This is a genomic window from Kitasatospora sp. NPDC127121 (assembly GCF_042677305.1).
Taxonomy (GTDB): domain Bacteria; phylum Actinomycetota; class Actinomycetes; order Streptomycetales; family Streptomycetaceae; genus Kitasatospora.
Genome location: NZ_JBHXTQ010000032.1, coordinates 53,165 through 74,973, shown reverse-complemented (window position 1 = coordinate 74,973; position 21,809 = coordinate 53,165). Strand labels below are relative to the sequence as shown.

The following is a 21,809-nucleotide window of genomic DNA, read 5'->3' as shown; positions in this document are numbered from 1 at the left end:
GGTCTGGACTTAATTTCGGCGGTTGTTCATACAACCGTGGATCCGGGGAGGGCTCGTCCTCGCACGGGCGCCCCATCCTCGGTGCCGGTGCAACCGCACCGCGTCGCCCCCCAGTTGGGAGCCCCCGTGCGCATTCCCCGCTCCACCCGGACCGTCACCGTGGCCACCGCCGTAGCCGCCGCGGCCACCGTGCTGCTGCCGTCGGCGCCCGCCGGCGCCTCCCCCGCCGCTTCCGCCGCAGCCGCCTCCCCCATCGCAGCCGCCCCCGCCGCCCCCACCTACAAGGGCCTGCCGGACGGCACCAAGCAGGCCAAGACCCTGGTCATCGGCGTCGACGGCACCCGCTACGACAAGCTGGCGGCCGCCGACGCGCCCAACCTCAAAGCGCTGATGGCCGGCGGCATGACCGCCACCAGCAACCTGTACGCCAACCCGCTGGCGCCGACCCTGTCCGGGCCGGGCTGGTCGACCATCGCCACCGGCGTGTGGCCCGACAAGCACCAGGTCAAGGACAACGCGTTCACCGGCGCCCGGTTCGACCAGTACCCGGACTTCGCCAGCCGCCTGGAGGCCGCCGACCCGGCCGCCTCCACACTGGTGATCGGCTCGTGGAACCCGATCACCGGCAACGTCTTCAACGGCAAGGCGGACCTGCGGATCGCCGAGAACGAGAACGACGCCAAGACCGCCTCCGACGCCGCCGACTACCTCGCCCACGGCAACCCGGACACCGCCTTCCTGCACTTCGACGGGATCGACGAGGCCGGGCACGCCTCCGGCGGCGCCAGCGCCCAGTACGCGGCCGCCATCCACACCGTCGACGCGCTCGTCGGCCAGGTCGTGCAGGCCGTCAAGTCCCGCCCCGCGTACGGCTCGGAGGACTGGCTGATCGTCGTCACCACCGACCACGGACACACCGACGCCGGCGGGCACGGCGGCAACAGCGCCAACGAGCGGCAGACCTTCGTGATCGCCGACGGCGCCGGCTACCCGGCCGGCTCCCGGCGCTACGACGTCAAGCCCGTGGACATCGCGCCGACCGTCCTCAAGCACGAGGGCGCGCCGATCGACCCCGCCTGGCGCCTGGACGGGCAGCCGATCGACGAGATCGCCCCGGACGCCTTCGACGCGCTGCGCCCCGCCCTCCAGGGCCGGGTGGACGAGACGGGCATCCCGGCCACGGTCCGGGGCTGGACGCACACGCCGCCCAGCGGCTGGAGCATCGACAACTCCCGGATGCCCAGCGGCGGGGTGACGGAGTGGCGCGGCTGGGCCTTCGCCACCGACGAGTTCTGGAGCGCCACCCAGCTCGGACAGGGCCGGGAGACCAACGTGCGGGCCCGCAACGTCTTCGCGGTCGCCGACTCCGACGAGTGGGACGACAAGGCGCACGGCGCCGGCCAGTTCGACTCCACCCTGGTCAGCCCGGCATACCCGGTCGCCGGCCTCGGCCGGGCCACGCTGTCCTTCGCGACGAACTACAAGGTCGACGGCCCGCAGACCGGCGACGTGTACGTGGTCTTCGACAACGGCGCCCCGCAGCTGGTGAAGTCCTACCGCGCCGACCTGAACACCGTCGAGCACCTGCCCGTCACCGTGCCGGCCGGCGCCACCACCGCGCGCCTGCAGTTCCGCTACACGGGCACCAACAGCGCCTTCTGGACGGTCGACCAGGTCTCCTTCGGCGCCTGACACCACTACGGGACCGACCCCGCCACCGGTCCTCCCGCCGCCCCGGCATCCCGGGGCGGCGGGAGGTGCCGGGCCCGGCCTACCCGGCGAGCAACGGCCCGAGCTGCTCGGCCCATTCCGGCTACCGGGCCCCGGGTTACGCTCCGTCGAGGGGTCCGGGGGCCTCGGTGTTCCCAGGGGCGTTCATGGGCTGCTCAGCGCCATCGCGTACACGCCCTGATCGAGGTGCGTGAAGCCGTGCCGTTCCCAGGCTCGGCGCAGCTTCGTCATCGCCTCCTCGTCCGGCCGTCGGATCTCCGGGTCGTCGGAGGCGTAGGAACACGGTTCGTCCGGCCCGTGGTCGTGGATCGGGGCCGGATAGCAGACGGCCAGCGCCCCGGGGACGGCGAGCCGGCGGAGCGCGGCGACGGCCAGTCGCATGCCCACCCCCTTGCCTCGCCACGCGTCGGTGACGTGCACGGACTCCAGCAGGAGCAGCAGCGTCGGATTCGTCTTGGCCACGGCGGGGGTCAGGGCGCCGTCCTCGGTGAAGACCACGCGGGGGATACGGTCGAGCAGGCCCGGGTCGGCGTCCAGAGCAGCACGGGGGTTCGGCGTCAAGCCGGGGACCACGCGGGTGATCTCGGCTGTGCCGATGTTCTCGGCCGGAACATAGAACGAAGCCGTCCACCGTTCGGCACGACTGGTCCACGTCTCGTCGGCGAACTGCCGCATGGCGTAGGCGATATGGAACCGGTTCGGGTCAACCACGGGCACTCCTCCGAGTGAACGGGGCCCCCACCGTGTGCACAGTCGGCAGGGGTCCCGGTGTGTCAGGTGACTACTTGGGCTGCGGGGCGGGCTGCGGCTGCTCCGGCGCCGGGTTGCCCCGGTGCTTCGGCGGGTCCTTCGGCTCCCCCTTGTGCTTGGACACGATGATCTCGACGTGCATGGGCGGTACCTCCTACCTGCTTCTGGTGGCGGGTTGGAGACCGATCGTGCCCCAACCCGGCGAACCATTGCGACGGCGTGGAGGCGTCACTTCGGCATCCTGGCAAGACGTCATTTCGACGTCTTCAGAGGATGTTTGGGCCTATCTTCTAGCCATGACTACGCCGAACGAGACCCTTCGGGCCGTACGCCTCGGACTCCGTCTCAGCCAGGACGAGTTCGCGAAGCGGCTGCGGGCGGCCGGGGAGGACCAAGGGGAGCCGAACGACGCCAGCAAGCGCCTGGTGCAACGTTGGGAGTCAGGGGAGGTGAGGTCTCCCCGCCCGGTGTACGTTCGAGCCCTTGAGACTGTCACCAAGATTCCTCGGCTTCGACTCGCCACAGTTGCCGCCAAGGGTCAGCGTGGACAGTACGGGAGGGCACGACGTGACCAGTGATGAACCGGGCGTGCCCGTGCAGACTGCGCCCGCTCCTACGGGTGAGGACTACTCGGGGGTATGGGTCAGCCACTACGAGTTCTACAGCAGCAGTCGGGAGAACACGTTCACCGGTCTGCATCACGTCGTGCTGTCCCAGAACGGCAACCGGATCACGGGGCGATCCCTCCCCGGTGCGTCGTCCAATCCCGACTCGCCGCTGTCATTCGATCTCACTGTTGATCGGAACATCGTTACGGGTTCCTGGGTGGAGCAGACCGCGCAGGATGGCTACTACCAGGGGGCCAGGTATCACGGCGCTATTCAGTTGCTGGTCGACCCGACCGGCCGCCGCATGGCCGGCAAGTGGGTCGGCTTCGGCAAGGACTTCGACGTCAACTCCGGGCCTTGGGAACTGCGCCTGCTGGACAAGTCCACGGCGGACCACGTCCTGAGCCACTACAGCGTGCCGCCGGAAGCGTAGCCGCGCCTCACAGCGTACGCGGGAGGGCCCCGTACGCGGCCGGTACGGTACCGGCGTGACGGGAACTCAGGACACCGTGCTGGTGGTGGTCCGCGGGCCGAGCGGGGCGGGCAAGTCGAGCGTCGCCGCGCGGCTGCGCGCCGCGTACGGGCGGGGCGTGGCCGTCGTCGCGCAGGACGTGCTCCGACGCGCCGTCCTGCGCGAGCTCGACCTCCCGGGCGGGGCGAACATCGGCCTCATCGACCTGGTCGCCCGGCACGCCCTGGACCACGGCTTCCACACCGTCGTCGAGGGCATCCTCGCCGCCGAGCGCTACGGCCCGATGCTCGCCCGGCTCGTCGCCGACCACCGCGGCCGCAGCCACCTGTACTACCTCGACGCCGACTTCGACGAGACCGTGCGCCGCCACGCCACCCGCCCCCAGGCCGGCGAGTTCTCCCCCGAGGACATGGCCGGCTGGTACCAGCCCCACGACCTCCTGCCCGGCGGCCTCGAACACGTCGTTCCGCAGCACAGCACCCTCGACGAGACCGTCGAGCGGATCCTCACCGACACCCGTCTCGCCCCACCCGGCTGGACACCCCGGCCCTGAGGACGGGAAGCATCGAGCCCACCACCCGAAGCGGCCCCACCTACGGTGGTGGCCGGTAAGTGGCCGGTGCGGCCGGCACCGCTGACGTAACGCGCAGGGGGCGGGCGCGGTTGCCTACGCCGTGATCACGATCATGTGAACCTTGTCGAAACAAGATCATTATTTGATGATCCTTTGGCGTCATTTGACCCCATCTTTGATCTTGCCGCCCACTCCTATGCTCCGAGAGCGCCGTCGAGCGACGGTGTTTCAAGGAGTCGATATGAACAGACGGATGACCACACGACGCAGACTCGGCAGGCCTGTTGGCATGCGGGCGGTGAGCGGGTCGCTGGCCTTCGCCGTGGCGGTGTCGCTGCTGGCCGGGTCCGAGACGGCCCTCGCCGCATCGCCGAGCGCGTCCCCGAGCGCGGCGGCGGCGAAGGCGGGCAAGGGCGCCGGGCAGTGGGCCACGTCCGCCGCCGACGTGCCGTCGGCGAGGGTCGCGGCCCGGCTGTCCGGGCAGCGGGTGGAGGCGCTCTCCGAGCGTACGGAGACGTCCACGACATGGGTGAACAAGGACGGTTCGCTCACCACCGAGCTGTTCGCGGGCCCGGTCCGCTTCCAACGTGACGGCCAGTGGGTGGACGTCGACCTCGGCCTCCAGGCGGGCGCGGACGGGTCGGTGGCGCCGAAGGCCCACCCGAACGCGCTGCGGCTCGCCGGTGCCGGCGGCACCCGGGCGAAGTCGCTGCTCCAGGCGCAGGCCGCGGCCCCGGACGACGCCCGCACCCTGGTGACCCTCGGGCAGGGCGACCAGCAGGTCGAGCTCCAGTGGCGGGGCGGCCTGCCCAAGCCCGCCCTGGACGGCACGAAGGCCACCTACCGGGACGCGATCGCGGACGGCGCGGCCGACCTGGTCGTGGAGGCCACCCGGACCGGCTTCGAGCAGTACACGGTGCTCAAGCAGCGCCCGAGCGCCGCCGGGTTCTCGTACACGATGCCGCTGAAGGCCGACGGTCTGAAGGCCGAGGTCCAGCCGGACGGCGGCGTGCTGTTCACCGACAGGCGCACCGGCGAGCGGCGGGCCGTGCTCCCGGCGCCGGTGATGTGGGACGCGACGGCCGCCGCCGAGGGCTCCGGTGAGCACGCCCGGCAGGCGAAGGTCGGTCTGAAGGTCGTTCAGCGCGGCGACGGCATCGACCTGGTGTTCACGCCGGACGCCGCGTTCCTCGCGGACCCGAAGACGCAGTACCCGGTGACGGTCGACCCCTCCACCACGGCCCTCGGCAACGTCTTCGACACCCGGGTGCAGCAGGGCGAGACGGTCGACTGGTCGGCCGACACCGAGATCTACTGGGGCAACTCCGGCACCAAGAACGCGGACGGCTCCTCCCGCCAGGCCCGGTCGTTCATCAACTGGAACACCGCGCCGATCGCGGACGCGCTGATCACCAACGCCAGCCTGTCGCTGTACAACTTCCACTCCGGCAACAGCGACTGCCAGCCCTACGCGTGGGACATCTGGGACACCGGCCTCGCCTCGACCGCCTCGCGCTGGACGGCGCAGCCCTCCTGGAACGCCAAGAAGGCCACCGGCACCGAGACCAAGGGCCGGGACGCCTGCGGAGGCGACGGCTGGATCACCGCGGACGTCACCAACCTGGTGCAGACCTGGACGTCGGCGAAGAACACCACCTCGGGCATGGGGCTGCGCGCCCCGGACGAGGCCAACACCAAGTACTGGAAGGAGGTGAACTCCGCCAACGCCGCGACCAACGTCCCGAAGCTGACGGTGACGTACAACTACCGCCCCCGGACCGGGACGGACCAGCAGGCCGGCTCGCCGTTCTACAAGGACACCGCCGGCACCTGGTGGGTCAACTCCACCACCCCGACGCTGCGCGACACCTTCGTCGACCCGAACAACGACAAGGTCGACGGCACCTTCCAGATCTTCGACACCGCCACCGACACCCAGGTGGGCAACGTCCTGGTCTCCCCGTACGTGCCGAGCGGGGCCCCGGCCTCCGTCAAGGTCCCGGCCGGTGTGCTGGCCAACGGCAGGACGTACAAGTTCCGCACCTCCCCGTACGACGGGCTGCACTACAACAACAACTGGTCGGCGTGGGCCACCTTCACGGTCGACACCTCCGCCCCCTCGGCGCCCGCCGCGCTCTCCTCCGCCGACTACCCGTCGGGCCAGTGGGTCAAGGGCCCCGGCCAGGCCGGTTCCTTCACCGCGACCCCGCCGGCCGGTGACCAGAACGCCCTGGAGTGGACGCTCGACGGCGCGACCTGGACCACGGTCGCGACGAACGGCTCCGCCGCGCCGGTGACCTTCACCGTGACCCCGGCCAAGGCCGGCACCAACACCCTTCAGGTGCGGGCGGTGGACCGGGCGGAGAACAAGTCCGAGGCCCGCACCCACACCTTCCAGGTCGGCGCGGGCGGTGTCACCTCGCCGAACGACGGCACCCGCACCGCGGCGCGCCTGCCGCTCACCGCCGAGGCCGACGCCGCCCGCTACGACCAGGTGGCCTTCTCCTGGCGGCGCTCCGACGCCGACGCCTGGACGCGGATCCCCGCCGGCGACATCACCAACGGCGGTGCCGCACTGGCGGCCTGGCCCGTGCCCCTCGCCGCGGGCAAGAGCCCGGCACTCACCTGGAACGCCACCTCCACGGTGACCCCGGACGGCACCGTCCAGCTCCGCGCGGACTTCACCGGGCCGGGCGCCGCCGCCGTCTCCTCCGAGCCGGTGCGGGTCGTCGTCGACCGCAAGGCCGACGGCGCGGCGACGGAGAACGTCGGCCCGGGTGCACTGAACCTGCTCACCGGCGACCTCAGGGTCCCGGCCACCGACGTGTCGCTGTTCGGCATGACGGTCGGCCGCACGCACTCCTCGCGTGACCCGCGGGCCGCCGCCGGCCAGGACGGCCAGGCGGCGGTCTTCGGCCCCAACTGGGTGTCCAGCGTGTCGTCGAGCCTGTCCGCCTCGGAGTACACGGAGATCCGCAGGACCTCCGGCACCTCGCTCAGCGTGATGGCCGCCGACGGCTCCGCCGTCTCCTTCACCTCGAACGCGGCCGGCAACGGCTGGACGCCCGAGCCGGGCAGCGAGGACCTCACCCTGAGCGGCTCCTTCGGCGCCGACTTCACGCTCTCCGGCACCGAGGGCACCGTCACCACCTTCGCCAAGGCCGATCCGGCCGCCGCCACCTGGACGGTGACCTCCACACTGCAGGGCGGGCTGGCCAACACCACCACCAGCGTGGTGTCGGAGACGACCGTGGTCGGCGGCAAGACTCTGGCCCGGCCGAAGCTCGTCATCGCGCCGACCTCCGCGGCCACCCCGGCGGTGTGCGCGGCGAACGTCGCCGCCAAGGGCTGCCGCGTCCTGCAGTTCGTCTACGCCACCGCGACCACCGCCACCGGCGCCACCACCGGCACCGAGTTCGGTGACGTCGCCGGGCAGGTCAGCGCGATCAGGCTCTGGAGCACCGCGCCCGGGGCCGCCGCGGCCACCGCCACCGACGTCGCCGTCTACCGCTACGACTCGGCCGGGCGGCTGCGCCAGACCTGGGACCCGCGGCTCGGCCAGAGCAGCCAGAACCAGTACGCCTACTACACCCAGGGCGCCGACGACGGCCTGCTCTCCTCCGTCCAGCTCAGCGGCACCCGCGCCACCTCGCTGGCGTACGGCGCCGTCAGCGCCAACCCGGCCGCGGGCCCCGGCATGCTGACGAAGACCTGGCACGACACCCTCGCCCCCGGCACCACGAGCACCGTGAACGGCACCGCCACCACCACCGTCGTCTACGGCGTCCCGCTCTCCGGCGCGAAGGCCCCGGAGGACCTCTCCGCGCCCGCCGCCTCCGCGTGGGGCCAGAGCGACCTGCCGACCGACGCCACCGCGGTGTTCCCGCCGGACCAGGCCCCCGCCTCCAACAACGGCACCGACCTCGGCGCCGGCGACTACACCAGGGCGAGCGTCACCTACCTGAACGCCTCCGGCCGCCAGGTCAACCAGGCCACCCCGGGCCACCACGTCACCACCACCGAGTACGACAACCAGGGCCACCAGGTCCGCAGCCTGACCGCGGGCAACCGCGAGCTCGCCCTCGGCGCCACCACCGCGGCCAAGGCCGAACTGGCCGACCTCGGCATCGACACCCTGCCCTCCGCCGAACGCGCCCGGCTCCTGTCGAGCAGCAGCGCCTACAGCGCGGACGGCCAGCAGGAGACCGACGTCTACGACCCGCTCCACCGCATCACCCTCGCCGCCGACGCCACCTCCGGTGCGACGGTCCTGGCGAAGGCCGGCACCCAACTGCCCGCCCGCCAGCACACCGTGAAGACCTACGACGAGGCCCGGCCGACCGACGGCACCGCCAAGATCAAGAACCAGATCACCCTCACCGCCACCGGCGCCCGGCTCCGCGCCTGGCCCGACCTGCTGGTCGACGCCCGCCAGGACCGCACCACCTACAACTGGGCGCTCGGCGTGCCCACCGCGCAGATCAAGGACAGCGGCGGCCTCGCCCTGACCACCACCACCGGCTACGACGGCCAGGGCCGGGTCGTCTCGACCCGGCAGCCGGCCTCCACCGGCTCCGACGCGGCGGCTGGCTGGACCAGCTACTACACCGCCGACGGCACCGGCACCTGCGGCAACCGCCCCGAGTGGGCCGACCTCGTCTGCCAGACCGGGCCCGCCGCGGCCATCACCGGCGGCGGCGCCAACCCCGCACAACTGCCCACCAGGACAACCCAGTACGGGCAGTTCGGCCAGGCCACCCGCACCACCGAGACGGCCAACGGCGTCACCCGCACCACCGTGACCGACACCGATACGGCGGGGCGCCCCACCACCGTCACCGTCACCGACGGCCTCGGCACCCCGGCCCCCGCCGCCACCACCACCTACCACCCGGGCACCGGCGCCGTCACCCGCCAAACGTCCGCCACCGGCGGCACGATCACCAAGGGCTACGACGAACTCGGCCGCCTGACCTCCTACACCGACGCCGACGGCGCCGTCACCACCACGGAGTACGACGCCCTCAACCGCCCCACCAAGGTCACCGACACCTCCCCCTCCACCACCACCTACACCTACGACACCGCCGTCGACCCGCGCGGCCTGGCGACCTCGGTGACGGACTCCGTCGCCGGCACCCTCACCGCCCGCTACGACGCCGACGGCACGCCGCTCACCCAGGGCCTGCCCGGCGGCTACACCCGGACCGACGACAAGGACCCGGCCGGCACCACCACCAGCCGCACCTACACCCGCGACAGCGACGGCCTCGTGCTGGTCTCCGACGGCATCACCGAGACCATCCACGGCCAGCGGGCCACCCACACCGGCACCCCCGGCATCACCGCGGCCCAGACCTACGCCTACGACCGGGCCGGCCGGCTCCTCCAGGTCCAGGACACCTCGACCGACGCCGTCTGCACCACCCGCACCTACACCTTCGACCGCAACACCAACCGCACCGCGCTGGCCACCGCCGACGCCGCCCGCGGCCAGACCTGCACCACCACCGCAGGCACCACCCAGACCAGCACCTACGACACCGCCGACCGCCTGGTGAACCCCGGCTACACCTACGACGCGTTCGGCCGCACCACCGCACTGCCCGGCAGCACCCTCGCGTACTACACCACCGACCTGGTGCAGCAGCAGACCAGCGGCACCAACCGGCAGAGCTGGACCCTCGACTCGGCCCAGCGCTTCCGCGCCTGGACCACCGAGACCAACACCACCGGCACCTGGGCCCAGACCGGACTGCGGACCAACCACTACGGCTCCGACACCGACAGCCCCCGCTGGATCACCGAGGACACCGCGGGCACCCTGACCCGCAACGTCACCGGCCCCGCCGGCACCCTCGCCGCCACCACCGCGAAGACCGGCGGCACCATCCTGCAACTCGCCAACCTGCACGGCGACATCACCCTGCGGCTGCCCCTGGACACCGCCGTCGCACCCACCGTCCTCGACTACGACGAGTACGGCCAGCCGCGCACCGGCCAGCCCGGCACCCGCTACGCCTGGCTCGGCGACAAGCAGCGCTCCGACGAGACCCCGAGCGCCCTCACCCTCATGGGAGCGCGCCTCTACAACCCGGCCACCGGCCGCTTCCTCTCCCCCGACCCGGTCCAGGGAGCCAGCGCCAACGCCTACGACTACTGCAACGCCGACCCGGTCAACTGCACCGACCTCAACGGCCGGATGCCCGGCTGGCTGAAGGCCGCGCTCAAGGCCGCCGTCTCCCGCGCCGTCCAACTGTCCGTCACCGCGGCCGTGGCCGCCTGGATCCCCTTCCTGGCACCCTGGGCGCTCCACATCGGCAACTGCGCCGGCGGCGCCTGCGCCGGTGTACTGTTCGGGAGCGGCGGCTGGAAGCAGCGCATCGTCTGGGCCGTCGCCGGCTGCCTCGCGGGGTTCGTCTTCGACCGCGGCGTCTCCCAGCGGATCGTCGACAAGGTGATCGGCGTGGTCAGGAGGTTCGTGTGACATCCACGGAGTCGGAGAATTCGGCGGAGTCGGCGGAGGAACCGGCAGCGCGCCGGGCGAGCCCGCTACGCCTCGCCGCGACCAACGGGGCCTGGCTCGCCCCGTCCTTCCTCGCCGCCTACCTGCTCTCCGACCGCCTCACCGCCGATGCCACCACCCGCACCTGGTGCACCCTGCTCCTCGCACCGGTGATCGGCCTGGCCCTGCGCGCCACGGCCACCCTCGTGGCCCGCCGCCGACGGGCGCGGACCAGCCGGCGGTAACCCGACGCACACCCCTGCAACAGGCCGACCCGCCGGCGCCACCGGCGGGTCGGCCTGTTGCGTGCTCGTTCCGTGCCAGCGGAGCACACCGATGGTCACGAGGCAGACGGGGTCGCCAATGCCGAAGGCCGAGGCCAACGGCCTCGGCCTTCGGCCGGACAACGCGCCGGGCGGTCAGCCCACGGCCGGCCGCGTTCGACGCGCGATGCGGGCAGGTCCCGCCACCACGGTGCACCAGACCAGGACCGCGCACAGGAAGGCCGCCGCCGCGAAGATCAGCGGTCCCGTGACGGAGTCGTCCCGCGCGCCGGCGGCGAGCGCGGCGGCCGCCGACAGGACGAGGGCGACGGCCGTCAGAGCCCGGGGGCTGCGCGCGACGCCCGGTGCGGCGGAGGCCGGCAGCAGCCAGAGCGCGAGGCCGTAACAGGCGCAGCCCAGCAGCGCGGCCCCCAGCACGTCGCTGGGCCGGTGGTGGTAGAGCGCCTGCACGGCACCGGCGGTGACGGTGAGCCACAGCATGCCGACCGCGGTGACGTAGGGGCGCAGGCGCGGGGAGGCGACGAGGGCGGCGCCGAGGACCAGCCCGATGGGGACGGCCGCGTGCCCACTGGGGAAGCTCACCTCGGTGAGCATGGCGGGCGCGTTCACCAGGTCGGGGCGGGGCAGGACCATCTTGCTGCACACCTCGGTGCCCCCGAACGTGCCCAGGACGACCCCGATCGCCGCGCAGCCCTGCCACCAGCACCGCCGCACCAGGGCGACGACCACGATCACGGCCATCCCCACGACCAGGGTGGGCAGGGCGGTGAACTCCAGCGGGGGCATGGCCGCCGAGTCGAAGGCCGACCCCGACCAGTCGTAGATCCACGCCGGTTCGCCGCCGTTCCCGTTCATCAGGGAGTTCTCCCCCCGCTGCCCGAACGGGGTCCAGACGGCGAGCAGGTAGACCGCCAGGAACCCCAGGGCGCACAGCAAGGCCGGCAGCCACGGCCGTATCGACCGCGAAGGTCCCCCTCCGGCCGTGGTTCCCGGGGCCCGACCGGAGGCGTCCGGCCCGGGTGCGGGCAGGGCCTGGTGATCTTGCTGAGTCATCACTGTCTTTCTGCTCGGAACTCAGGGAGCCGCGAGCCCTGGTCGTAGACGACTTGGTTTGAACGGGGACGCCGATGACGACGTCACGGTTCCCGTCCCGACACCGGACCCGGGGCGGGCGGCGGCGAGGCGCTCGGCGGCGTCATGCGGGGTGGACGAGGCGGCTCTCGTAGGCGAAGACCACCGCCTGTATCCGGTCGCGGAGTTCGAGCTTGTGCAGGATTCGCCCCAGGTGGGACTTCACGGTCGCCTCCGCGAGGTACAGGACGGCCGCGATCTCGGTGTTGGACAGGCCGCAGCCCACCTGGACGAGCACCTCGCGTTCACGGGCGCTGAGTCGGCCCAGCCGATCGTCGGGGTCGGCGCTGCTGCCGTCGGGGATGTGCGGGCGCAGGTGCTCCAGCAGGCGGCGGGTGACCCGCGGGGACACCACCGCGTCGCCCGCGGCGACGCTGCGTATCGCGGTGAGCAGTTCCTCGGGCCTGGTGTTCTTCAGCAGGAAGCCCGAGGCTCCGGCGCTGAGTCCGGCGAAGGCGTATTCATCCAGGTCGAAGGTGGTGAGGATCAGCACTCTGCTCTGCGGGGAGGTCCGGATGACCTGCCGGGTCGCCTCGATCCCGTCGATCCCGGGCATCCGGACGTCCATGAGGACGACATCGGGGCGCAGCTCCCGGGCGAGGCGGATGGCCTGGGCGCCGTCCGCGGCTTCGCCGACCGGTGCCATGTCGGGCTGGGCCTCCAGGACCGTGCTGAAGGCCATCCGGAGCAGCGCTTCGTCGTCGGCGATCAGGATGCGGATCGTCATGCGGACGCCGCTCCGCTGCTGTCGAGGAGGAGGCGGGTGTGAACTCCCCAGCCGCCGCCCGGAAGCGGTCCGGCCCGCAACGTCCCCCCGTAGGCGGCCGAGCGTTCGCGCATGCCGGGGATGCCGTGGCCGGACGGTGTGGCACCGGGAGGTGCCGGGCGGGGGCCGCTGTCGGTGACGTCCACGGTGACGGTCCCGGTCGAGCACCGTATCCGGACCTTCGCGCGTGTGCCGGCGGGTGTGTGTTTGAGGGTGTTGGTCAAGGCTTCCTGTACCAGGCGGTAGACGGTCAGTTGTGCGGTGGCGGGTATGTGGGTGTGGCCGCCCTGGACCTCGATGCGGGTCGGCAGCCCGGCGGCGCACATCTGGTCGGCGAGGGCCTCCAGTTGGGCGATGCCGGGTAGCGGGTGGCGTTCCGCGTCCGGTTCGTCGGTCCGCAGGATGCCCAGCGAGCGCCGCATGTCGGTCAGGGCCTGCCGGCCCGTCTCGGAGATCTGGAGCATCGCGGTGGTGGCCTTGTCGGGCGACCGGTGCTGCGCGTAGACGGCGGCGTCGGTGAGCGCGACCATGACGGACAGGTTGTGGGTGACGATGTCGTGCATCTCCCGGGTGATACGTGTCCTCTCCTCGGCGACGGCCAGTCGCGCCTGCTGTTCCTGTTGCTGCTCCAGGCGTGCGGCCCGTTCCTCCACGGCCGCGAGGTAGGCGCGCGTGGTCCGCACGTTCACACCCAGGACGGCGGCGGCGACGACCGTCGCGGTGACCGCGACGAAGGGGGTCAGGAATGCGCCTTCCGTCGCCCAGCGCAGGCAGGCCAGCAGGGCCCCTGCCTCCACGACGGCACCGGCGACGAGTGTGCCGCGCCGGCCCGAGTGCGCGGCTGCCGTGTAGAGGGCCACCAACAGGCAGACGTCCGCCGGGAGTTGGACGTCTGTCAGCCACTGGACGAAGGCCGCGGCTGCCACGGCGCCGAACACCGTGAGCGGGGCCCGGCGCCGCCACAGCAGGGGCAGCGCGAGGGCGGCGGTGAGGGCGACGGCCACCGGCAGCTCGTGCGGCGCGTGGGTGGTGATGATGTTGAGCAGGAGAAGCGTCGGCAGCAGCGAGTCCCACACCATGGGCGGCAGCCGGGAGCACCGGCGCCCGGCGGCTGTCACCAGTCGCGCCGCTCGTGCGGAGGCCAGGTCGACGTATCTCGTCAGCCGTGAGGCCGTCCTCGCCCACCGCACCCGCGTCAACGCCCGCACCCGGTCCCGGTAGGCATCGCCGGGTTCCGCGGCCGCCTCGGTCATCACACGTCCCTGTCGATTCGGCGTCATGGTGGCCCCGACCGGGGCCGCCACCGCGTGCAGGCGGCCCTGTCACGGTAGGGCGCGGGCCCCAGGGAGCACATGCGTCCACCGTCTGATGGCACCGTGCCTAGGTACGACCGCAGGAGGAGTCCCACTACCTCCCGTGGTCGTAGGGCGGCCGCCGATCCGGCGTGCTCGATTGCCACTCCGGTCGCACCGGGACGTGCCACGGATTGCGACCCCGGTGGCACACGACGGCGACCCGGGATCGATGTGGCAGCGCATACCCGGCGCCGAATATGGCCTGGTGACCGAGATCATCACGGGGCTGTACATGTCCCCCCTGGAAATCCTTGTCCTGCTGGGCGCCGTCGCACTGGTGGTGGCGCGCTGGCTTGCCCCCTCCGCCCGCCCACGCGTCACGATCGCGGCGGGGGCGGTTCTCGTACTGTCCGCGATCCTGCTGAGCGTGGCGGGGATCCGCTGGCAGATGCTGCCGGTCCTGGCGGGCGCTGCCTTCGCGTTGCCGTTCGCCTTCTCCCCCCTGCTGCGACCGCTGCGACGCCGTCCCGGCCGGCCCGCGTGGCGGGCCCGCTGGTGGCTGGCGCTGCCGGGATCGGTGGCCTGCGTCGGCCTGATCGCCACCGGCCCGGTGGCCGCCTGGGCCCTTCCCGTACCCGAGTTCCCCACCCCGTCAGGCGACTTCGCGGTGGGCACCCGCGTGGTCCAGTGGACCGACCCGCACCGCCCCGAGACCTTCACCGCCGATCCGGACGACCGGCGCACGGTCGTGGTCCAGCTCTGGTACCCCGCGCAGAAGAGCCCCGCCGGCGCGCAGCGGGCCCAGTACCTCGGACGCACGGAGCACGAGGCCCGCACCGTCTCCGACGCCCTCGCCCGCCAGGTCGGCCTGCCGGGTTTCCTGGTCGACGGTGTTCCGCGCGCCCACACCCACGCGGTCTTCGACGCCCCGGTGGACGGCGGGCGGGGGCGGTTCCCCGTCGTCCTGTTCTCCCCCGGGTCGGGCGGAGTGCGCACCCAGAACACTGCCTGGGCGGAGGAACTGGCCAGCCACGGCTACGTGGTCGCCGCCCTCGACCACCCGTACGACTCCGCCGCCGTCGTCCTCTCCGACGGCCGGACGATCACCACCGAGACCACCTCCACCGGCGACCCGGACCAGGACGAGAAACTGGCGGCCGACTGGACAGCGATTCGGGCCGCCGACCTCGGCTTCGTCCTCACCCAGCTGGACGGTCTGGACCGGGGTGAGACCGCCGACCCGCTGAGCGGACACCTGGACACCGGCCGGGTCGCGGTGGCCGGACACTCCATGGGTGGTGCCGCCGCCATCCAGGCAGCCCGGCAGGACCGCCGCTTCCACGCCGTCATCGATCTGGACGGCTTCCCCCACGGCCCCACCTCCCCCGCCCTCGACCAGCCGACGCTCGCGCTCACCCAGGCCGTCACCCCGGCAACCGACCCGCGCTACCTGCCCCGCCTCACCGAGGCGCTCAAGTCCAGCACCGCGACGAGCTATCGGCTCACCATCCCCGGCGCCGCACATCTCACGTTCATGGACGGCCCCCTGTATCTGCCGCCCGTGCCCTCGATCGTCGGCTCCCTGGGCCGCGCCGAGAGCCCGCGCGTCGTCGCCGCGGCCACCCTCGCCTTCCTGGACGGCACGTTGCGGGACAAGCCCGGCGACCTGGCCGGCGTTCTGCCGGCCTACGGCAGCCTCAGCGTCCACCGCCCGGACAGCAGCCGCTGACCAGCTGTTCCGGGGCACGTACGCCTGCCGGACGAGGACGGCGAGATCAGACGAGATCATCGGCCGGAGGGCCGCGCTCGAAACCGCCGGCAGGCGGCCCCGTGTCGTTGTTCACCTGTGTGCGAACGCGCGGAGCAGGCGTACGTACGGGGTCCAGCGGGCCGGGCGGGCCACCGTGCCCGTGCAGGCGAGCTCGGCGCGGTCCAGGCCGTCCTCCAGGCAGGCGTCGTGCATCGGGCGCCAGGCCGCCGGCCAGGTCAGGCGCTCCAGGCCGCCGGCCTTCATCGCGAGGGTGTGCCGCAGCAGGGTGCGTTCTTCGTCGACGGGCAGCACCGTGAACTCGTGGAAGCCGTGGAATCCGCGCGGCCCGCTGAAGGTGAAGCGGATCCAGACCCCGGGCACGTACGCGGTGACCGTGTAGCGGACCGGGCCGTGGCCGCCGGTCGCGCCGACCGCCAGTGGGCGGTCGAACTCCATCGCGGGCCAGTTCGCGTGCGCCCAGAGTCGGTCCGCCGAGCCGCCCGACAGGCTGTCGACGAGCGCGCCCACCTCGCTCGCCTTGGCGGCCAGCAGGCGCTCGTGCACGTTGTAGACGCCCATGCGTCCTCCCCTTCAGATTATTAGAGACCAGCCTCTAATAATCTGGAGGGTACCCTCTGATTCATGGCGAGACCACCCCGATTCGACACCGACCAGATCCTCGACGCCGCCGTCCGGCTGGCCGCCTCCGCCGGGCCGGCCGGCGTGACCATGTCCGCCGTCGCCCAGGCGATCGGCGCGCCGAGCGGGTCCATGTACCACCGCTTCCCCGGCCGTACGGCCCTGCTCGCCGAGGTGTGGCTGCGGACCGTGGAGCGCTTCCAGGAGGGGCACTTCGCCGCACTCGGCAGCGCCCCCGACCCCCACCCGGCCGCCCGCGCGGTCGCCCGGCACGTCATCTCCTGGAGCCGCGCCCACCCGCAGGAAGCCTCGCTCCTCCTCTACGGCGCCGAGGAGTTCGGCCGCGCCGGCTGGTCCGAGGAACACAAGGAGCGCGCGGACCTCGGCAACCAACGCGTGCTCGACTCCATCGGCTCCCTCGCCGAAACCCTCGGCGCGGCGGGCCCCCAGGACCACGAGCGCATCACCCTGGCCCTGATCGACCTGCCGCTGTCCGTGGTCCGCCGCCATCTGCGCGCCGGACAGCCGCTGCCACCGCACGCGGAAGACCTCACCGAGGAATGCACGACGGCCCTGCTGGCCGGCGTGGAGGCTCCGCGGTCGGATGCCACGGAGCCGGAGACCTCCGCGGAGCTACACCGTCAGGCCTTGGCCGCCGGGGCGGCGAGCGCCTGACGGACGGCGCAGTACCAGCTGGCAGGGCCGGTGGGGCAGTTGGGGCCGTCGACGTTGCGGGAGAGCGCGTATTCCCAGCCCGCGGCACCGGCGAAGTCCGGGTACTTGTCGGCGAGAGCGCGCAGCGTCCGCTGGAGGACCGGCATGTCGACGTAGCCCTCGCAGTCCAGGTTGTCGTTGGTGATGCCGGCGGCGACGACCTTGGACGCGGGGAACTGGTTCCGGATGACCGCGTCGTAGTCCGCGGTGTCGGCGAGGCTGCCGTTGCCGCAGTAGAACTGGGTGTTGTACCAGCGGATCAGCGGGCCGACCTGCTTCTCGAGCGTGCGGTAGTCGAGGAAGGGGAGGTTGCCGCCCTCGGGCATGGTGAGCTCGCCGGGCCCCGGGGCAAGGGTGATCAGGAAGTCCGGCCCGAAGTCGGAGCGCAGTTGCCGGATGAGCCTCTCGGCGGTCGCCTCGTGGAACGCCTCCTCGACGTCGAGGTCGATGCCGTCCAGCCGGTACGTCCTGAGGGCGTCGCGGACGGGCGGGTAGTACGTGCCGAAGTCCTTGTCGAGCAGCCCGTACGTCCCCTGCGCGGCGCCGCCGAGGAGCGCGGTGACCTTGACGCCCTTCGCCTGCACCGAGGCGATGTCACGCCACATCGGGACGTACTTGGCCGCGGAGGGCGGGTCGTCGTTCAGGGTGAGGATCGGGTACTGGGCGGGATCGTTGAGGTGGAACGCGGCCACCTCCACCACGTCCGCGTGGCCGATCAGGGGCACCGGGGAGACGTACTGGCTGCCGGGGTCGCCCGTGGTCGTGCCGGTCTGGTAGAACGCGACGACGTGACGGCTCGCCGACGCCTTCGCCGCGGGAGAGGTGCCTCGCACCCCGTCCGGGTGTCCGTGACTGCTCATGGGCGGGTTCCTCCTGAGTGCTCGGCCACAGCCCTGCTGTGGGTCACCAGGAAGCGTGCCGCCCCGCCCGGGAGGGTCGTACGCATTCCCACCACGCGTCCCGGAATTCCACTCCGCCAGCCCCGTACCACCGCCGCCGCGCATCGGCCCGGCCCGCCGGGTCGGCCCATCTGCCCGGCCCGCCGGGTCGAGGCCGGCGAGGTCGGTGTCGCGCTCGGCCCGACGGGCTCCCCGCCTCGCCGGTTCGGGGCAGGCTCAGTCGACGCAGAACTCGTTGCCCTCGATGTCCTGCATCACGATGCACGAATCGTGGCCGTCGTAGAGCAGTTGGACGCGTACCGCGCCGAGCGCGAGCAGCCGGGTGCACTCGGCTTCGAGCGTGGCGAGGCGCTCTTCGCCCACGAGCCCGGTGCCGACCCGCACGTCGAGGTGCACCCGGTTCTTGACGACCTTGCCCTCGGGAACGCGCTGGAAGAACAGTCGCGGGCCCACCCCTGAGGGGTCGATGCAGGCTGACCACGAACCCCGGTCCTCAGCAGGCTGGGAGCGGTCGTACTCGTCCCAGGTGGCGAACCCCTTCGGCGACGGCGATTCGTACCCCAGCACCTCGCACCAGAAGCGGGCGACGCGCCGGGGTTCCGCGCAGTCGAAGGTGACTTGAAACTTCTTGATCAATGACATAAGCGCACCATAACAGGGGGTCTCTTGCTCATCTCCCGTCAGGAATAAGCATGCTGACGGGAGGCCGGAACCTCGGCCAGCCGATCCGGCGACGGCGCAGCGGACCTCCGGTGGCACCCGGCCTGGTCCGGGCGCGCCGCCGGAGGAGCCCCTCAACCCTCGTCCCCGCTCTCCAGCAGGCTGTTCTTCCGCAGCAGGTAGCCCAGCTGGAGGCGGCTGGTGGCCCCGAGCTCCCGCATGATCTCCGAGACGTGCCGCTGGCACGTCCGCACCGAGATACCCAGGGCCCGGGCCGTGGCACGGTCGTCGGCGCCGTCGACGAGGTGTTGCAGGATGGAGCGCTGCGTCTGGTTGGTCAGGCCCTGGATGAAGGCCTTCTCCCGGGGCTTCCCGATGGGCTCGCCCGCCGTCCAGAAGCGGTTGAACATCTCCACCGCCAAGGCCACGAGGTCCTCGTTGCGCACGATCAGGGCACCGCCGGGCACCTCGCGCAGCGGCACCAGGAACGCCTTCCGGTCGAAGACCAGGAACCAGGCCAGGCTCCCGGTCACCGTCCTGACCTCCGCGCCCATTCCGGCGACCTCCTCGGCGTAGGCCACCGTCGGGGGGTGGAATCGGGCCGCGTGCTGGTAGAGGGTCCGCAGCCGCACGCCGCGGTGGAGTAACTCGCCCTCCCAGTTGCGGGATCCGGGCAGTTCGGCGGCCGGGCGGGGCCCTCCGGGCAGCGCGGCCAGGACCTCGTGGCGGCTCTCGCCCGCGTACCGCTCCACCGTGCGGAGCGCCTTGTCCGCCGATTCGATCCGCTCGAACTGAGGCCCCTGGAAGCCGCTCTGCCGGGCCGCGTAGATGAGGCCCAGTTCGGCGAGCTGCTCCCGGGCGACCATCAGGTCCGATTGGGCGCCCTGCAGACGCTCCTCCCAGCCCTCGAGGAGCCGGTCGGAGACGTGCGCCGGGTCGACGGCGGCCAGTCGGCCGGCCGCCAGCCGACGGACCAGGCCCGCCTTGACGAGTCGCTCCACCGTGGAGGCAGATGCCGCCCGGCCCTCCCCGGAGGACAGCTCCTCCGGGCGCATGGGCCCGTCGTTCACGATGCGCCGGTACGAAGCCAGCTCCGTCAGCGTCAACTGCACCGGTCGGAGACCGGGCCGGGTGCGTTCCCTGAGTAAGGAATCCATCCCCTCACCTTCCGTCGAGTCGAGGCCGGGGGTGGGAGGACACGACGGATCGAAGGGGAGCGGAGCGGAACGGGCCGGACGGCTCCGGCGGGCCCGGAGCGGGAACACGGGTCACGTGCAACAAACCCCCGCCACCGGCCGGCTGCCTTCCTCCCCGTGCCCGGTTTGCTCCGGCCCTTTCGTCAACAGCCGTGCCACGAACCCCCGTACGTCCGGTCAGTATACTGGTGGCGCACGATTGCAGTGTGACATTTTTCTGCTGACCAAAAGTCAACTCCCTGTCCGAAGGGGCGTCATGGGCGTCGTACGCAAGACCGTTCACCCGATCGACGGCGAGCAGCTGAGCGTGTACACGGTGGACCCGGGGCCCGGCACCGTCGCAGACCGCATCGGCGTTGTCGTCATGCACGGCGCGGGCAACGGCAGCAAGGAGCGCAACCTGCCGCTCGCCGAGGACTTCGCCGCACTCGGGTACCCGGCCGTCGCCCTGGACTTCTCCGGCCACGGGGAGAGCACCGGCGAACTGCGCGACCTCAGCCTCCGCCGGCGCCGGCACCAGGCCGCGGCCGTGATCGAGGAGGTCTTCGGCGCCGACCTGCCGCTCGCCCTGGTCGGCTTCAGCATGAGCGGTCAGACCCTCGCCGACCTGGTAGCGCTGTACGGCGGCCGGGTGGCGGCGCTCGCCGCCTGCGCCCCCGGAATCTACGGCGCGGAGGCCTGGGACGTGCCCTTCGGCTCCGGGTTCACCGAACTGATCCGCAGGCCCGGCAGCTGGCGGACCAGCTCCGCGCCCGGCACCTTCGCGCGGTTCAACGGCCGGGCCCTGCTGGTGGTCCCGGAGCAGGACGCCGTCATCCCGCCCGGCGTCACCGACCTGGTCCGCACGTCGCTGGCCGCGAAGGCCGACTTCTCCGAGCTGCGCCTCGCGGGGGCCGACCACCGGCTCGGGGCCTGGCTGGCCGACCACCCGGAGGACCGGCAGCGCCTCGTCAGCGCACTGCTGCGGCCACGTCCGTCAGTACCGGGCCCAGGAAGCGACGTCCGATCCGCTGGAACTGGCGGGGGTCTCCGGTCGTCATGAAGACGTGCCGCGGCGCGGACCGCGCACGGGCCAGGCCCAGCTTCCCGAGCTGCCAGGCGACGTCCTTGGCGGACTCCTCCGCGCTGGAGATGAGCGACACCCCCTCGCCCATCTCGTCCGCGATCACCTCCGCCAGCAGTGGGTAGTGGGTGCACCCGAGGACAAGGGTGTCGACCCCGGCCGCCTTCGGCACCGCCAGGTACTCGCGGGCGGCGGCGGCCAGGCCCGGGCCCGCGACGACTCCGCGTTCCACGAAGTCGACGAACCGGGGGCAGGACTGCACCGTCAGCCGGACGTGCGGCGCGGCCGCGAAGGCGTCCTCGTACGACATGGACGTCTTCGTGGCCGCGGTGCAGATCACACCGACCCGCCCGCTCCGCGTCACGGCCGCTGCCTCCCGCACGCTCGGGCAGATCACCTCGATAACCGGCACGTCGTAGCGCTCGCGGGCGTCGCGCAGCATCGCCGAACTCGCCGAGTTGCAGGCGATGACCAGCATCTTGACGCCCAGGGCCACCAGTTGGTCGAGGCACTCCAGGGCATACGAGCGCACCTCGGCGATGCTCCGCGGTCCGTAGGGGGAGCGGGCGCTGTCCGCCAGGTAGACGATCGACTCCCACGGCAGCCGGTCGAGGACGGCCCGGGCCACCGTCAGTCCGCCGAACCCGGAGTCGAAGATGCCGATCTGGGCGTCCGGCCCCGGCACCATGACGCGGTCGCTGCTCTGCTCCTCGCCGGAGCCGTCGTCCTGGGCGTCGAACCGGAACCGGGGGCGTTCGCCGGTGGTCTGGGC

General features: G+C 72.2%; 16 protein-coding genes and 1 pseudogene. 8 read left to right on the top strand and 9 right to left on the bottom strand.

The window, feature by feature from the left end; translation table 11 throughout:
- Nucleotides 1-126: 126 nt before the first annotated feature.
- Nucleotides 127-1,692, top strand: coding sequence for an alkaline phosphatase family protein (locus tag ACFVHI_RS18040; protein ID WP_380340403.1), 1,566 nt, complete (start codon nucleotides 127-129; stop codon nucleotides 1,690-1,692).
- A 183-nt stretch (nucleotides 1,693-1,875) separates the two neighbouring features.
- Here the strand turns inward: ACFVHI_RS18040 and ACFVHI_RS18035 are convergent, their stop codons facing one another.
- Nucleotides 1,876-2,442 (bottom strand): hypothetical protein, encoded by a 567-nt coding sequence (locus tag ACFVHI_RS18035; RefSeq protein WP_063352163.1) that lies wholly within the window; start codon nucleotides 2,440-2,442, stop codon nucleotides 1,876-1,878.
- A gap of 335 nt (nucleotides 2,443-2,777) precedes the next feature.
- Here ACFVHI_RS18035 and ACFVHI_RS18030 point away from each other — a divergent pair.
- The 4 genes and pseudogenes from ACFVHI_RS18030 (at nucleotide 2,778) to ACFVHI_RS18015 (ending at nucleotide 10,885) form a co-directional block, all read left to right on the top strand.
- Nucleotides 2,778-3,522: pseudogene (locus ACFVHI_RS18030) on the top strand (helix-turn-helix domain-containing protein).
- A 55-nt stretch (nucleotides 3,523-3,577) separates the two neighbouring features.
- Nucleotides 3,578-4,114 (top strand): AAA family ATPase, encoded by a 537-nt coding sequence (locus ACFVHI_RS18025; protein ID WP_380340400.1) that lies wholly within the window; start codon nucleotides 3,578-3,580, stop codon nucleotides 4,112-4,114.
- A 274-nt stretch (nucleotides 4,115-4,388) separates the two neighbouring features.
- Nucleotides 4,389-10,622 (top strand): DNRLRE domain-containing protein, encoded by a 6,234-nt coding sequence (locus tag ACFVHI_RS18020; protein ID WP_380340397.1) that lies wholly within the window; start codon nucleotides 4,389-4,391, stop codon nucleotides 10,620-10,622.
- Nucleotides 10,619-10,885 (top strand): hypothetical protein, encoded by a 267-nt coding sequence (locus tag ACFVHI_RS18015; RefSeq protein WP_380340394.1) that lies wholly within the window; start codon nucleotides 10,619-10,621, stop codon nucleotides 10,883-10,885. The genes ACFVHI_RS18020 and ACFVHI_RS18015 overlap by 4 nt, the downstream gene beginning before the upstream one ends.
- A gap of 174 nt (nucleotides 10,886-11,059) precedes the next feature.
- On the opposite strand, the gene ACFVHI_RS18010 is transcribed toward ACFVHI_RS18015, so the two are convergent.
- From ACFVHI_RS18010 to ACFVHI_RS18000, 3 genes are all read right to left on the bottom strand, one after another.
- Entirely contained in the window at nucleotides 11,060-11,977 is a 918-nt protein-coding gene (locus ACFVHI_RS18010; protein ID WP_380340391.1) for a phosphatase PAP2 family protein, read from the bottom strand.
- Between the two features lie 142 nt (nucleotides 11,978-12,119).
- Nucleotides 12,120-12,782: a response regulator gene (locus ACFVHI_RS18005; protein WP_380340388.1), complete on the bottom strand. Its 663-nt coding sequence runs from the start codon at nucleotides 12,780-12,782 to the stop codon at nucleotides 12,120-12,122.
- Nucleotides 12,779-14,074: a sensor histidine kinase gene (locus ACFVHI_RS18000; protein ID WP_380340385.1), complete on the bottom strand. Its 1,296-nt coding sequence runs from the start codon at nucleotides 14,072-14,074 to the stop codon at nucleotides 12,779-12,781. The genes ACFVHI_RS18005 and ACFVHI_RS18000 overlap by 4 nt, the downstream gene beginning before the upstream one ends.
- A 271-nt stretch (nucleotides 14,075-14,345) precedes the next feature.
- Between ACFVHI_RS18000 and ACFVHI_RS17995 the strand changes: the two genes are divergently transcribed.
- On the top strand, nucleotides 14,346-15,845 hold the full coding sequence (locus ACFVHI_RS17995) for an alpha/beta hydrolase family protein (protein WP_380340425.1): 1,500 nt from the start codon (nucleotides 14,346-14,348) through the stop codon (nucleotides 15,843-15,845).
- Between the two features lie 111 nt (nucleotides 15,846-15,956).
- Here ACFVHI_RS17995 and ACFVHI_RS17990 read toward each other — a convergent pair whose 3' ends face one another.
- A complete protein-coding gene (locus ACFVHI_RS17990; RefSeq protein WP_380340382.1) occupies nucleotides 15,957-16,445 on the bottom strand; it encodes an SRPBCC family protein in 489 nt (162 codons plus the stop codon).
- Between the two features lie 63 nt (nucleotides 16,446-16,508).
- On the opposite strand from ACFVHI_RS17990, the gene ACFVHI_RS17985 reads away from it, so the two are divergent.
- Nucleotides 16,509-17,180 carry a TetR/AcrR family transcriptional regulator gene (locus ACFVHI_RS17985; RefSeq protein WP_380340379.1) on the top strand — a complete coding sequence of 224 codons (672 nt, stop codon included), beginning with the start codon at nucleotides 16,509-16,511 and terminating at the stop codon, nucleotides 17,178-17,180.
- Here the strand turns inward: ACFVHI_RS17985 and ACFVHI_RS17980 are convergent.
- The 3 genes from ACFVHI_RS17980 to ACFVHI_RS17970 form a co-directional block, all read right to left on the bottom strand.
- Nucleotides 17,147-18,079: a glycosyl hydrolase family 18 protein gene (locus ACFVHI_RS17980; protein WP_063352174.1), complete on the bottom strand. Its 933-nt coding sequence runs from the start codon at nucleotides 18,077-18,079 to the stop codon at nucleotides 17,147-17,149. The two genes, ACFVHI_RS17985 and ACFVHI_RS17980, sit on opposite strands and share 34 nt — an antisense overlap.
- 255 nt (nucleotides 18,080-18,334) lie before the next feature.
- Nucleotides 18,335-18,760 carry a VOC family protein gene (locus ACFVHI_RS17975; RefSeq protein WP_380340376.1) on the bottom strand — a complete coding sequence of 142 codons (426 nt, stop codon included), beginning with the start codon at nucleotides 18,758-18,760 and terminating at the stop codon, nucleotides 18,335-18,337.
- A 152-nt stretch (nucleotides 18,761-18,912) separates the two neighbouring features.
- The gene (locus ACFVHI_RS17970) at nucleotides 18,913-19,935 is read right to left on the bottom strand and encodes a LuxR family transcriptional regulator (protein ID WP_107453141.1); all 1,023 of its coding nucleotides are present in this window, start codon (nucleotides 19,933-19,935) and stop codon (nucleotides 18,913-18,915) included.
- Nucleotides 19,936-20,230: 295 nt separating this feature from the next.
- Between ACFVHI_RS17970 and ACFVHI_RS17965 the strand changes: the two genes are divergently transcribed.
- On the top strand, nucleotides 20,231-21,016 hold the full coding sequence (locus ACFVHI_RS17965; RefSeq protein WP_063352177.1) for an alpha/beta hydrolase: 786 nt from the start codon (nucleotides 20,231-20,233) through the stop codon (nucleotides 21,014-21,016).
- Here ACFVHI_RS17965 and murI read toward each other — a convergent pair.
- Nucleotides 20,925-21,809, bottom strand: an 885-nt coding sequence (murI, locus tag ACFVHI_RS17960) for a glutamate racemase (protein ID WP_380340372.1), incomplete at its 5' end; no start/stop codon positions are given. The two genes, ACFVHI_RS17965 and murI, sit on opposite strands and share 92 nt — an antisense overlap.

What these genes read in the sequence shown, in the direction of transcription:
- ACFVHI_RS17990 (WP_380340382.1), bottom strand. Translation starts at nt 16,445, where the DNA reads ATGGGCGTCTACAACGTGCACGAGCGCCTGCTGGCCGCCAAGGCGAGC.
- ACFVHI_RS17965 (WP_063352177.1), top strand. Translation starts at nt 20,231, where the DNA reads ATGGGCGTCGTACGCAAGACCGTTCACCCGATCGACGGCGAGCAGCTG.
- ACFVHI_RS17975 (WP_380340376.1), bottom strand. Translation starts at nt 18,760, where the DNA reads ATGTCATTGATCAAGAAGTTTCAAGTCACCTTCGACTGCGCGGAACCC.
- ACFVHI_RS17985 (WP_380340379.1), top strand. Translation starts at nt 16,509, where the DNA reads ATGGCGAGACCACCCCGATTCGACACCGACCAGATCCTCGACGCCGCC.
- ACFVHI_RS18020 (WP_380340397.1), top strand. Translation starts at nt 4,389, where the DNA reads ATGACCACACGACGCAGACTCGGCAGGCCTGTTGGCATGCGGGCGGTG.
- ACFVHI_RS18000 (WP_380340385.1), bottom strand. Translation starts at nt 14,074, where the DNA reads ATGACCGAGGCGGCCGCGGAACCCGGCGATGCCTACCGGGACCGGGTG.
- ACFVHI_RS17980 (WP_063352174.1), bottom strand. Translation starts at nt 18,079, where the DNA reads ATGAGCAGTCACGGACACCCGGACGGGGTGCGAGGCACCTCTCCCGCG.
- ACFVHI_RS18005 (WP_380340388.1), bottom strand. Translation starts at nt 12,782, where the DNA reads ATGACGATCCGCATCCTGATCGCCGACGACGAAGCGCTGCTCCGGATG.
- ACFVHI_RS18010 (WP_380340391.1), bottom strand. Translation starts at nt 11,977, where the DNA reads ATGACTCAGCAAGATCACCAGGCCCTGCCCGCACCCGGGCCGGACGCC.
- ACFVHI_RS17970 (WP_107453141.1), bottom strand. Translation starts at nt 19,935, where the DNA reads ATGGATTCCTTACTCAGGGAACGCACCCGGCCCGGTCTCCGACCGGTG.
- ACFVHI_RS17995 (WP_380340425.1), top strand. Translation starts at nt 14,346, where the DNA reads ATGTGGCAGCGCATACCCGGCGCCGAATATGGCCTGGTGACCGAGATC.